This is a genomic window from Allobosea sp. UNC402CLCol (assembly GCF_000745475.1).
Lineage (GTDB): Bacteria > Pseudomonadota > Alphaproteobacteria > Rhizobiales > Beijerinckiaceae > Allobosea > Allobosea spartocytisi.
Genome location: NZ_JQJJ01000015.1, coordinates 130145 through 142434 on the forward strand (window position 1 = coordinate 130145; position 12290 = coordinate 142434).

At 65.3% G+C, this 12290-nt stretch carries 13 protein-coding genes and 1 pseudogene; 8 read left to right on the plus strand and 6 right to left on the minus strand.

The features are described from left to right. Positions 1-25: 25 nt before the first annotated feature. On the minus strand, positions 26-280 hold the full coding sequence (locus GY40_RS20685; RefSeq protein ID WP_133565031.1) for a hypothetical protein: 255 nt from the start codon (positions 278-280) through the stop codon (positions 26-28). A gap of 466 nt (positions 281-746) precedes the next feature. Between GY40_RS20685 and GY40_RS20690 the strand changes: the two genes are divergently transcribed. From GY40_RS20690 to GY40_RS20700, 3 genes and pseudogenes are all read left to right on the plus strand, one after another. Then, entirely contained in the window at positions 747-923 is a 177-nt protein-coding gene (locus tag GY40_RS20690; protein WP_156116024.1) for a hypothetical protein, read from the plus strand. Positions 924-1183: 260 nt separating this feature from the next. Next, positions 1184-1486, plus strand: a pseudogene (locus tag GY40_RS20695) (IS110 family transposase); the annotation flags it as partial. A gap of 341 nt (positions 1487-1827) precedes the next feature. Beyond that, positions 1828-2562, plus strand: coding sequence for a helix-turn-helix transcriptional regulator (locus GY40_RS20700; RefSeq protein ID WP_248311238.1), 735 nt, complete (start codon positions 1828-1830; stop codon positions 2560-2562). A gap of 16 nt (positions 2563-2578) precedes the next feature. On the opposite strand, the gene GY40_RS20705 is transcribed toward GY40_RS20700, so the two are convergent. Then, entirely contained in the window at positions 2579-4546 is a 1968-nt protein-coding gene (locus GY40_RS20705) for a relaxase/mobilization nuclease domain-containing protein (protein ID WP_349236409.1), read from the minus strand. A 341-nt stretch (positions 4547-4887) separates the two neighbouring features. Continuing rightward, the gene (locus GY40_RS20710) at positions 4888-5364 is read right to left on the minus strand and encodes a hypothetical protein (protein WP_248311239.1); all 477 of its coding nucleotides are present in this window, start codon (positions 5362-5364) and stop codon (positions 4888-4890) included. 602 nt (positions 5365-5966) lie between these two features. Here GY40_RS20710 and GY40_RS20715 point away from each other — a divergent pair. The 4 genes from GY40_RS20715 to GY40_RS20735 all read left to right on the plus strand — a co-directional run bounded on the left by GY40_RS20715 (position 5967) and on the right by GY40_RS20735 (position 8351). Further along, positions 5967-6668 carry a ParA family protein gene (locus GY40_RS20715; protein ID WP_038366336.1) on the plus strand — a complete coding sequence of 234 codons (702 nt, stop codon included), beginning with the start codon at positions 5967-5969 and terminating at the stop codon, positions 6666-6668. A 112-nt stretch (positions 6669-6780) separates the two neighbouring features. Then, positions 6781-7086 carry a hypothetical protein gene (locus GY40_RS20720; protein WP_349236410.1) on the plus strand — a complete coding sequence of 102 codons (306 nt, stop codon included), beginning with the start codon at positions 6781-6783 and terminating at the stop codon, positions 7084-7086. A 177-nt stretch (positions 7087-7263) separates the two neighbouring features. Next, positions 7264-7632: a helix-turn-helix domain-containing protein gene (locus tag GY40_RS20725; protein ID WP_038366341.1), complete on the plus strand. Its 369-nt coding sequence runs from the start codon at positions 7264-7266 to the stop codon at positions 7630-7632. 440 nt (positions 7633-8072) lie between these two features. Further along, positions 8073-8351 carry an HU family DNA-binding protein gene (locus tag GY40_RS20735; RefSeq protein ID WP_038366345.1) on the plus strand — a complete coding sequence of 93 codons (279 nt, stop codon included), beginning with the start codon at positions 8073-8075 and terminating at the stop codon, positions 8349-8351. Between the two features lie 33 nt (positions 8352-8384). Here the strand turns inward: GY40_RS20735 and GY40_RS28030 are convergent, their stop codons facing one another. Together GY40_RS28030 and GY40_RS20740 are read right to left on the minus strand one after the other, a co-directional pair. Beyond that, entirely contained in the window at positions 8385-8549 is a 165-nt protein-coding gene (locus tag GY40_RS28030; protein WP_197062793.1) for a hypothetical protein, read from the minus strand. Between the two features lie 398 nt (positions 8550-8947). Next, positions 8948-9259 carry a DUF736 domain-containing protein gene (locus tag GY40_RS20740; RefSeq protein WP_038366346.1) on the minus strand — a complete coding sequence of 104 codons (312 nt, stop codon included), beginning with the start codon at positions 9257-9259 and terminating at the stop codon, positions 8948-8950. Between the two features lie 742 nt (positions 9260-10001). Here GY40_RS20740 and GY40_RS20745 point away from each other — a divergent pair. Then, entirely contained in the window at positions 10002-11201 is a 1200-nt protein-coding gene (locus GY40_RS20745) for a DUF1173 domain-containing protein (protein WP_038366348.1), read from the plus strand. A 34-nt stretch (positions 11202-11235) separates the two neighbouring features. Here the strand turns inward: GY40_RS20745 and GY40_RS20750 are convergent, their stop codons facing one another. Further along, the gene (locus GY40_RS20750) at positions 11236-12159 is read right to left on the minus strand and encodes an ArdC family protein (RefSeq protein ID WP_038366562.1); all 924 of its coding nucleotides are present in this window, start codon (positions 12157-12159) and stop codon (positions 11236-11238) included. Positions 12160-12290 lie beyond the last annotated feature (131 nt).

Genomic DNA, 12290 nt, shown 5'->3' on the forward strand with positions numbered 1-12290 from the left:
GCGGTAGCGACCAGACCTCAAGCTTCTAGAGCGGCGACCTCATAGCGCGGGACACAGCGAGCAGCTGCTCAAGGTCTGGCCCGTTGATGGCCATATCGCCATCGTTGCCGTGAATATGCAGGTCCGGAAGCGGCTCCTCCTTGCCTACATCGGCGATGAATCTAAGGCCATCATGCAGCGTATCGAAGCTACGGGCGGGCGTATCCGTCCCCCAGAACTGAACCGTACAGGGCATGCTGCCATGAACGCCTAGGATCTCAGTCGCCTCTTCCGTCGTCATCGCCATGGCTCCTTGGTGCCGCTGACCCGCCCTCTCGCAACGGCGTTGGATGCGGGCGGTTCCGGATCGAGTGCGACCACCCCATTGAGCGTAACCTTGGGACCTTCGAAAGGGGTGGACGCGGGGAGTAGCGCGGGAACCCGCTTCAAGGCACGGATGATTTTCGCAAAGCGCCGCAATGGCTGAACGTGCGCGCGAGATGCTTCGCGCTTCCGGTCTGCGGGACGGCAAGGATTTCGGTGTCCTCGATGAGTATGTGAAGCGATCACCTGGTGCGACGGGCTGACGTCCTCATTTCGAGCTCAAGAGCAGGGAAGCGGCAGCGGCAGAGGCTTCCCGCAAATCGATCCAACGCGAGCGTCGCGATCGGGAGAACGCCGACCGCAAGATGGAAGGTGCAGCCACGTTGGATGTGAACTTCCGAGGTGCGCCGCCAGGTATGTCGACCAGCACATCGATGAGCGGCATGTTCAAGGACATCCGCCTGCGGCAGGTCGTCAAGCCGCCACGCCCCGGTGTCGATGTCTGGTTACAGCAAGCCGCGCTGGTAGATTTGCCGCTCTTTGCCAAAGTTCAGGCTCTACGCCCCTTGGGCGTATTCGGCTGCAAGCGTATCGCGGGCGATAAGCGCCGGTCCTTTTGACCTGCACCCGACATTCGTCTTGGGTCACGCCCCACCGGCCCCCCATCGCTTTCGACTCGGCGGTGATCGATTGAGCACCAGCCACACCGGTCCAAAGCATCAGGGCGGCGACCCTCAAAGCAACGCGCATCATCTGATCTTCTCCCGAGGCTGGGCGGTAACACACTCCGACCGGCGTTCATCGTCAATGGATAATGTAACGCGTGAACTCTTCAGCAGCAGCGGGGATCGATTGATCCCCGGGCTGTCGATCGCGGATGGCTGCGCTGCGACCGAACCTGAGGGTGGTGCGGGAGAAGACGCGGGACGAGCTCGACCTGCAGGCCTATCACCGTATTCGGTCGCAGCTGGTCTCGCGCCGGACCGCGACGGTCAATCAGATCCGGGCGTTCCAACAGGGATCGCCCTGGTTACGGGCCCTGCGCACCTCGCTTTTCGACATCCTGAAGAACCGGGCCGATGAGATACCGCCGCGCATGAGCGATCTGATCGTCGGCCTCTACGAGGACTGGCTATGGCCCGAGCGGATCGAGACGATTACCGCCGAGATCGGGAAGATCGCAGCCGAGCAGGCTGCCTGCACACGGCGCGCAGCTTCGCCCTATCGTTATGACGGGCCCGCGCGACGGAGCACGCCCTGAACAACTCTGCAATCGAGCTGACTTTCCAGCGGACGCCAACGCCGCCCCGGCCAGGAGCGCGGCCTGGCATCACCCGCCACCGGTCCGCGCAACAGCGCTCAGCTGGGGGGCGTTGAATTGCGAGCGATCAGCGCCGGAAAGATAAACAACGCGTGGGCTCTTTGCCATGTTTTCGGGCAGAATCCGCCTTTTTACGAATTACACAAAGCTTCACAGGTCCTCTATATTGGCTAACGTCGTTCACCACTCGCCTTTCCTCAACAATGGCCGACCATGTTTCTCTAGAGAAGACTTGGCGCTTCGTGCACACGATGGGAACCGCTGCTGACAGCAAGGAAGTCGCGGCAGCCTTGCTCCGCGCCAGCGCCGCGTTCGGCATCTCGGCCATTTTCGGAGGAATCGTCCCGAGCCAAACGCTTCCTCGAAGGGCCATTGCTTCGAGGATCCTTATCCAGGAATTCCCGCGCGACTGGGCCGATCGGTATAACTCGCGCGGCTATGTCTATCGTGATCCCGTCGTCGAGCGCCTGCAAACTGAACGATCGCCCTTTTCATGGCGCGAGGCCTATGACGCGGCAGCCTCCTCCGCGGATGTTCTGCTCATCGGCGGGGAAGCCAGTGAGTTCGGCCTGGAGAATGGATATGTCGTGCCAATCTCGCTTCTGGATGGAAACGTCGCGGCGATATCCTTTGGCGGAGCGCAGATCGATCCCAGCCCCGATGACCGATCGCTGCTCGGTTTCGCGGCGAGCTACGCGCTCGGCACCTTGCTGCAGCGGCGGTTCAGCGCCAGCCGTGCCTACGGGCGCATTTCGGCCCGCGAATACGATTGCCTGCTTTGGTCGGCCGAAGGCAAGACCGACTGGGAAATCTCCGTCATCCTCGGCATCTCGAAATCGACGGTGACGAAGCACATTCTTTCCGTCCGCGAAAAGCTCGGCGCCGTCACCAAGGCGCATGCCATTGCGATCGCCTTGCGCGAGAAAATCCTCCGGTAAAGGATGATCAGCGGCGCTAGCCCCTTCCTGGACCCATTCTTTGACCCTTCTGGGCCTCCAGACGATCGCTAGCCTCGATCTCGCGGATGACGCGTTCCTGTTCGGCGCGCAGTTGAGCGAGCGCATCGGTCTTCACCAACCCCGGCGAGAGCCGATCCCCCGGATGCCGAGCAAGCATGCGCGCCGCCTCAGTCGCGGCTCTGGCTTCACGCGCTTCCTGCGCGGCCGAGCGTTCAGCCCCCGTCACGATCTGCCTGTTGGCTGCGAGGTCTCGCTGGGACGCTGGATCAATGCCAGCTCTCGCCTGGTCTCCCCTTTCGACTTCGACGGCCCGATCTGCCTGTCTGGCGGCCCGTTGCGCTTCCCCCTCCTCCTTGGCCCGAACGTTGTTCGCGCGCTCGATCAACCGGTCGGCATTGACGCCAATGATGCCCTCGACCTCCGCGCGCGTCATCCGCTCGACGCCGCGTTCGGCGAGACGCTGCAGATCGAGCCGATTGGCCAAGGTCTCCAGATAGCGCGCCGAAGCTTCGTGGAACTGTTGTTTCGTTGCTCCGTCGAGCAGATCGCGCGTCCGCGACACCGCTTCGTTCATCAGGCGCAAATCCCTGGCCATCTGCTCGGCTGTCACGGCCATGTCTGATCCCTCCTTCGTCAGAAGCTCCACGCGTTGCGCGATCGTGCCGAGGATGCCACCGACCAGGCGAGCTAAAGCCAGTCGCTCGAGCATATCCTTTGCGAGCGTGCTGCCGGGCTGGTCCCGCAAAACAACCCGCCAGCCCTCGATGCTGTCGTTCAGCACGCGCCGATCGGCCTCCGACATCGCCATCCTGATCGGATTGGCCCGCGCTACGGCGATGCGCTGGCGCGCCTTGTCGATCATCGCCCGATTTGCCGGATCCGAGGCATAGGCGCGATCCCGTGCCGCGCGTCCGGGCCGCGGCCGGTCCGCCACGTGCACGATCGCCTTGTCCTTCGGACCATAGCTCTGCGACGAGGCGCGCTCGCGCGCGCCCGTCGCCACGATCTTCAGGCCTTCGGCCTGCGCGTGCTCCGCATAGGCCTGGCGCCATTCACGGAAAGTGTCCCGGCCCGGATGCAGTTTCTGGCCGGATTCGCTCTTCACCGTGATGACGGCATGGACGTGGATATGCCCCTCCGCCTGCTTGTCGGTATGGACGCCGAACATGAATTTGTGATCGGCGAAGCGGTCATGCAGGAAGGCGTGGGCGGCTCGCCTCAACGCCTCGACATCGGCCCCGGCTTTGGCCGAAAGGATCAGGTGCAGGGTGTCGCGGGTCGATTGCGAGCGCAGCGATGGCCCCCATTCCCGCGCGGCAGTTCTGACATCTGCGACGTTGGCGAGCGTTTTACCGCGGTCGTCGACGGCGGCTCCCTTCGCGACCAGGCGATCCAGTTGATAGGCAACGCCATCTCTGCCATGCCCGGTCGCTTTCAAAACGATGCCGATCCGGTCCGCCGCAACACCCGTCGCGACAGCGATCCTGTCCTTGATCGTCGCCTCCGACGCCCTGTCAAATTGTCTCAGTTCCCTCGCTGGCGCACCGCCCTCCGCCATCCGAGAGCGAAACCGCTCCCTCGCGGCCCCAGCCATCGCGACGACCACGCGCGCCTCCAGCGTGCCATCGGAGGCCGCGTCGAGCCGATAGGCGTGGCGATGGCCTTCGAAGGCGGCGGCGATCGCCTTGTCATAGGCCGCCCGGCCTTCCGGGCTGTCGGCGACATCGTGGAGCGCCAACCGTACCGTACCGACATCCTGGCTCTCCGCACGCTTCGAAAAGCCCGCCGACCAGGCCTTGATCTCGTCGGCGACCGCCGCCCGGTCCGCCAGTATCCGTCCGTCATGGGTCTCGAGCGGAACGTCCTCGCGCAAGACATATTGGCCCGTCGCCGTCGCGCGGGCGGCCCCACTGGCATAGGATACCACCTTGATGACGGCGGGCTGATAGCCGGCCGCGAGCAAGCGGGCCCGGCCGACGGCATTGCCCCTGCCGGAGAGGCCGCCTGCGATCGCTGCCGGAGGTCCAGTCCGGCTCCTCCCGCCCGGACCGTGTCCGCGGCCCTTCGGCCCCGGTGGAAGCTCCCGCTCGCGCTCGGCATCGTGCCCGCCTGTGATCGTCTCGCCTCGGATGAGTTGATGGGCGTGGGGCATCGCGCAGGGGCGCGTCGAGAGGCCGCGACTTCGACGAAGGTCCTCCTCCAGCCACATGGCTCCCGGCCGGCGCCGTTCCTCACGCGCCTGGGCTATTCCGTCGCGCGCGGCAGCGACCTGCTCCGTCCACCAGGCGATCTGGCGGGCCCGCCTCATCGCGGATCGTCCCCGACCGGAAGCGCGAGCTTCGCGATGCGCCGAAGCCGGGAGCCATGGGAAACCGTGATTTCGGTAAGCTCCTCGTTGATCACTGAGACGGCATCGTGGAGCCCTTGCCAGACCGCCTCGGTGTCATCCAGTCCGATGGCCTGCCCGGCCCGGACGGCCCGCAGAAGCTGCGCCAGGTTCCGCCCGACCGCCCGAACCTGGCTCGCCAGCAGAACCACTGCTTCGGTGTTCTCGGCCGACAGTGCCGGCCCCGCTTGCACCGAGGCGCGGATCAACCGGCGCACCACCTCTGCTCTTGGCAGACCAAAGAGCACGACCGCCTCCCGCAGCCGCTGCTCGTCGGCTGCGGAGAGCTCGGTCCGCAGCCGGGCCTTGCGTCGTGGAACGGCAGCTGACCGAGCCATCGCCCTCTCCTGTCCGGCCGAATGGCGGATCGCCAGATCCGCCGGAACCACCGCCATCGCCGGATGCCGGCATCAGCGCCTCGGCGCTCTACGGCTGCGTCCCGCAGCCGCCTCTGGTTTGTGGCCCACAAACCGGTATCTTGTCAACCAACATCTATTATAATAGATCGACACCAGCCAGAACGCCCACCAGCATGGAGGCGCGCCCCTCAGCCGGCTCGCCCGGCGCGACATCCCTCCTCCTTGCATCGCAAGCCTGGCATTCGCTGTTACCGCAATATCGCTTCAACGCATGTCGATGGCACGGCCTTGTCACGACGCCGCGATCCGACATTACGGATATCACGGGATAAAGGATTGTGGTGTTATGCCAATAACACGCTGAGTCAGTGCGGTTCTACGCCATCGCGGCATTTCCGCTATACCGCGCAAGCCTCAGTCGTGGAATGCGGCCTCTCTGCAGACCGGTGAAGCTGCCTCGCGGCAATGGGATACTGCCGATCTGGCGCAATGCGCCATTGCGGCAATCACCCATCACTGCATCGGTACGCTGCGTTCATTCGGAAATGGCGGACCGCGTTCCCGCGACGATACATGATTGTCTGATATCTATTATAATGTACAATGCTCTAACGATATGCGATGCCCGAGGACTACCGATGCCGAGCATCTTTGCGGTCGCCAATCCGAAGGGAGGCAGCGGCAAAACGACCGTCGCCATCATCCTCGCCGGAGAGTTTGCGCGCCACGGCTATGCGGTGGCGATCATCGACGCGGATCCGCAAGGGTCGTCCTATCAATGGCATGCGTCGAGCATGGCGCGGGGCATGACGCCACGGGGAATCGATCTGGTCCGTGCGGCCGACGAGGCGGCATTGTTCGCGGCGATCGCCGATCTCGACCGTCATGACGTCGTGGTGATCGACACGCCCGGCTATTACGGCAATGTCCTGATCCAATCGGCGCTTCTGGCCGACCTCGTCGTGCTGCCCTGCAAGGTCCATACGTTCGATGCCTCGCAGGTCGTGCGGACCATCCGCAATCTCGAACAGCACGCGGCTGCATCCGCCTTGCCGATGAGCCGACATCGCGTGCTGTTCAACGAGTATGACGGTCTCGACCGCAACACGCGCCCGCTGCGCGAGGTCGTCGCCTATCTCGATGCTGAACAGGTGCCGATCTGCTCGAACGCGCTCTACCGCCGTGTCACCTTCCGCACGATGACCAGCGGTCACGGCACGCTCTACCAGATGAGCGATGGCGACGAGTCCGTCCGCAAGGCGCGCTACAATGCCGACCAGGTCGTGCGGGAACTGCTCTCTGCAAGCCAGGACACGACACCAGACGAAGCGGCCGCCTGAGATGAGCGGCTCCGATTCCAACAACAGGCCGGAGCGGCCTGCCCTGCCCCGCGACGTGTTCCGATCGCAGCGTGTCAACGCGTCCAGCGCTGAAGCCCCTGGACCAAGGCCCGTGGTCGTGACGCCCGCCTATGACGACACCGACGCCGGCGATCCTCGCCCTCACGGCGTCTCGCCGCCTCGGCACGACAATCCCGCGATGCCCGCGCGTCGACAGATGCGAGCAAGACCCGAGCGGAATCCGTTCGGGGCCTATGGCGAACGCTCATCGTCCAGACCTTACGCGTTGCGGTTGCCGGACGCGATCGATCTCGTCCTTCGCCAGATCGCCGCCGAGGAGCGGACGCATCCGCTGCGCGTGATCGATCGGATCTTGTACGATCATCTCCGCCGGATCGGACGCCTGCCTCCGACATAGACCGGCCGGAGGAGGATACTCGGCATCGCTGAGGACTGAACGGGTCGAACGCCGGCACAAGCGAGCGCGCACCATCAACGGCATCTCTTTGAATGCCTCGAATATCTATTATCCCGGAGGTTGGGACCTGATATAGCGTCCCCATAATCGCGACTGCCAACCTCCCCCCGATCTCCGATGCCCGTGCGCAAACCCCAGCCGATCGATCACTCGATCCTCAACGAAATGATCGCGATCCGGCTGCAGCAGCTCGAAATCGAGAACGGCGGCATGGAAGCGCTCCTGCCGAAGACGGGTCTCGCGCGTCAGACCTATTACCAGCTGCTCCGTGGCATCGGGAATCCGACGCTGAAGACGATCGAACGCGTCGCCTCCAGCCTGAACATGACGGTGTTCGAGCTTCTCGGCTTCGAAGTCGACGACGCCCGCCGGGCCTTGCAGAAGGGTGGGGTCGACTATGACGATCTGAGCTCGGCCATCGCCAAGAGGAACCGGGCTCAGCGCGCGCTCGCGCGTGAAGGACGCTCGCGCAAGCTTCCGTCATAGCTTTAGAAATTCCGCGCTGGCGCCGGGCGCCGCGAAAGGATCGTCACGCGGCTGCGCGGCGACCGCTTGCAGGCTGCGGGGACGCCTCTTAGGCGAGCGTAGAGCCGGTCCTGGAGGGGCTCGCCCGGGCGGTCTGCCCCACCATGTCGATCGGAACTGCAAAACCTGACCGCGGCCAGCGGCGTGATTTCGCAAGTCGCCCCCGAAATTGTCATTTCTGCCGTAACGCGGATTTTCGCGGGTTCAACGACGATGGCGTCGTGTTTTGCGCCGAGAATGAAGGCGGATGCCAAGACCTCGGCCCGGCTGGCGAGGTCGAGACCAGGCGACATCGAGAAATTTCGGTGGATAGCGGGAGATGCGGCTTCCTTCGCGTTACCGTCGTCGCGCACCCACTGCGATACTGGTCGAGGTCATCAACCTCACAGGGTATCTTTTCCATGACGACAGCGACCGAGATTGCCGACACGATCGCCGGCGAGCAGAAGCTCACGAAGGCGCAGGCGAAGGCCATCGTCGAGAGCGTGTTTCGCCAGATCGCCGCCGCGGCAAAGGGTGGGGCCGAGACGAACATCCCGGGCTTCGGCAAGTTCAAGGTGAAGGAGACACCGGAGCGCGAGGGCCGCAATCCGGCGACCGGCGCGACGATCAAGATCGCCGCATCGAAGAAGCTGAACTTCACGCCGGCGAAGGCGGTCAAGGACGCGCTCAACGGCTGAGGCCGCCAAGCGCGTGGGGAGCACGACGCCTCCCTAGAAGGGCGGCTCGCTGCTGTAACGCCCCTCGGCTTCGGCCAGCATCGCCTCGCGCTCGGCCAGCGCGAGCTCCAGCTCCGCCTCGATCTGACGGCGCTCGGCGCGGTCGGTTGCATCCCGCAGCTCGGCGCGCAGTTCCTCGATGTGCTGTTCGTTCGGCATCGTCGCCTCCTCGATTGAGTGTGAAAGACGACGCCAGCGGTCATGGCGGGCCGCAGGGGTCAGGGATCGCGCAGCGACCGCCGCAGGCGGCGAGCGGGGGAGCCGATTTTCTGGCGACGCACTTGGGCGGCGGCTGAAAATGGGAGGCACCGCTCGTCCTTGAGGCCTTCGGGCCGCCATGACACGCTCGGACGATCTGAGCAGGCTTTTTAGCTCGGGTCGGCGCCAGAAAGCTGAAGGCCGGCTCGATGCCGACCTTCAGCTTCGACACGCGATATGGCGGTCCATCGGCGATCCGAGACCTGCTGTGCGGAATGGTGCCGTGGCGCCGGCGTCGTCCGGCGCGATCTGAGATGAGGAAGCCCCGCCTGGGCGGCGGGGCTCGTTCGCGGCGGGGATCAGGCCTCCCGCTTCGGGCGGTTCCAGATCAGGGTGTAGTCCCCTTCGGTCTCGCCCGGCCAGAGTGCCGCGGTGATCGGAGCGTTGAAGCTCGGATCGTCGAGCTTGAGCGAGATATAGGGCTCGCCGTCGCCGGAGACCGCATTCCAGCCCGCGCCGACCTCGGCGCCGTTGCCGATGACGCGGAAGTCCGGGGCGTCGCGCGAGACACGCTCGATCGGTTGCAGGCGAGCCTGGAAGCGGACGCTGAGGGTGCGCACATTGCCGACGATGCCGTTGCCGTTGCTCTTGAATTCGCCGATGACAGCCATGGTGGGATCCTTTCCGGTTTTGCTCGGGCCGCGCCCATCGCGGCCTCGATGGCGGTGTCAGGACCGGGGGCGATCGAGCCCGCACCCACCGGGGTCCCTGTTGCGCTCGCGCAATGGGGTGGTTCTTGGGGCCGCAACGCAGTGGAGGGCGGCCGATCCCGGCTTTTTTGCTTCGCGCTGCAAAGGCGGCGCAGCCGCCGGCGGAAAAAAGCCGGGACCGGCCGTTGCGGATGGGCGATCGAGACGAGGTCGTCCCCCGGTCACACCCAATCCATCGAGACCGCATGGGGCGCAACCGTGACGCAAACAGGAGGGAGCCCGGACTGCCCCTTCATCGTCGGAGTTCAAGGGGTGCGCCGACCTCGACAACATCGTCGGCCCTGTTCGGCACTGTCCGCGCCGATCTTGCTTGGTCCGTTCCGCCAACGTCTCCAGCCACGCCATGCCGCCCCGCCCCGGATCGCGAGGGTCGGAGATGGCTGCGCCACGAATGATCTCCGAAATCGGCAGAGCCGGCATCTCCGCCAGCGCCACCCAAGCAGCTTTAAGCCTCGCCCCGACGGGATCGGCTGGCTCTCGAGATCGGCAGCCAACCATCGCAGGCCGCTCCACAGGCCAACCCGCTGCCACGTGGGGGACGGAGCGCGTCATGGCGAGCTCGCCTGGCGGCGCGCGCTACCGGCATGGGTTGCGGCGCCGGTCCGGTCGGGCGAAACTTCGACGGCAAGCGAGGAGGAGATGGATGCGCCGGTTCGAGATCGCAGGCGCCGTTCTGAACGAGAACGATCCGGCGCTGCCAACGGCGATCGCGGCGGCCTATCGCGATCGGATGCGCCCGCTGTGTCTGTGCCGCGAGCCCGGCATCCCGATGTATGTCGCGGCGATGGGCGAGCAATTCGTCGTCAAGCGCATGCCGCTCTCGGGCGGCCAGCACGACCCGGCCTGCGACTCCTATGAGCCGCCGCTCGATCTCTCGGGCCTCGGCCCGCTGATGGGCAGCGCAATCCGGCTCGATCCCGCGAGCGGTATGGCCGCGTTGCGGCTGGAGTTCAGCCTGACGCGAACCGGCAGCCGGGCCGCGCCGACGCCGGGTGCGTCGGAATCGACGTCGGTGAAGAGCGAGGGGCGCCGGCTATCGCTGCGCGGGTTGCTGCACCTGCTCTGGAACGAGGCTGGCCTGACCAAATGGACCTCGGCCTGGGCCGGCAAGCGCCACTGGTGGAATATCCGCTGGCATCTGATCGAGGCAGCGAAGACCATGCTGGTAAGGGGTGCACCGCTGAGCGAAATTCTGTTGGTCCCGGAACCCTTCCGCGCGGAGAACAAGGACGCGATCGAGCAACGGCGCGCCATCGCGCTGAGCGGGGTTCAGCCGCAGAAGACTGGCCCGCGGAAGCTCATGGTGCTGGTCGGGGAGGTCAAGGAATTCCAGGCGGCGCGCGGCGGCCACCGGCTGGTGGTCAAGCATTGGCCCGGTTTTCCGATCCTGCTCGACGAGCGCGCCTGGACGCGCGTGCAGGCTCGGTTCGAGGCCGAGCTCGCGCTGTGGGCGGCGAACGATACCTCGCATCTGATTACGGTCGCGACCTTCGGGTTGAACGCTGCCGGCCTCGCGATCATCGAGGAGATCGCGCTGATGGTCGTCGCGGAGAACTGGATCCCCTATGAATCCGCCCAGGAGCTGCGCCTCGTCGAGACATTGGCCAAGCTCCGCGAGCAGAGCATCAAGGGCCTGCGTTATGCCTCGCCCGCCGATCAGCCGATCGCAGCGGCACTGCTGATGCAGCACCGGCCACGCCCGCTTGCCCTCTTCGTCGTGCCCGCGAGCGCCGACGACGCCTATGAAGCCGCGCTCGAGGAGATGATCGCTTCCCGGCCCGAGATGGATAGCTGGATCTGGCATGCCGGCCAGGGAGAGATGCCGGCCCTCCCGGTCCGGTAGACGCAAGGCAAGACGACAGCCGGCCTGAGGATGCTCACGCCGCCGCCTGTCGCTCCTTCTGTGGCTGCAGGTCATGAAGGTAAGTGACGGCGCGCTGGGCATGAGCGGCCGCCTGGAAGATCGCCCGGCGGTCGCCATCGAGCAGCTTGAGCCATGAGGCGACATAGCTGGCGTGGTCGGGCCGAGGCTCCAGCTCCGGCACGATGCCGAGATCGGCGCAGAGGAAGCTCGCGCCGATATCCGCGATCAGCTCCTCCCGGGCCCGCTCGGTCCGGTCTGTGTGATAGCGGCTGAGATCCCGGTTGAGCCGATGCGGCGCTCCGGCCCAGTGGATGCACTCATGGCCGAGCACGGCGACATAGGATTCGGCATCGCGGAAACACCTCAGATCCGGCATCTGGATGCTGTCGCTCCCTGCGGCATAGAACGCCTTCGAGCCGCCATGCCGGATCATGGCACCGGTATTGGCGAAGAAGCGGTCGGCATGCTCGATCCGAACCAGCGGATCGACTGGCGGTTCCGGGCGCTGACAATAGTGATCGGGCAGGCCTTCGATCTGCTCGCAATTGAAGACGGTGTAAGCCTTGAGAAAGGGGATATCGCGCTCGATCTCGCCGCCGGCCGCGTCGACCTCGGTCTTGGTGAAGCGGCTGGCATAGACGACGGTCGAGCCGCCTTCGCCCTTGCGCACATGGGCGCCAAGCTCCCTCGCCTGGCGAAACGTCATCCAGATCGCCGAAGAGAACCCACGCGCCATCGCCTCCGACCAGAGCAGCAGGACATTGAGCCCTGTATAGGGTTGGCCGTTGTGGCGCAGCGGCCGGGTCATCGCGCCAGCCGCCGTACCGGCGTTCCAAGGCTGCACCCAGGGACGGGTGTTCTTCTCGAGATCCGCCACGATGCGTTCGGTGATGCGCGCGTAGATATCGGCGCGGGCTCCCTTGTCCTTGCCTGTCATGACCTTGTCCTCCGTTTCGGGGCCGCGCCCATCGCGGCCGGTCACGGAGGTCCAGCACCGGGGCAATCAGGAGGGTCGCGCACCCGGCCACCCAGCCCGCGCCGGCGCGGCGGGTGGTTCCGGGCCGAAAC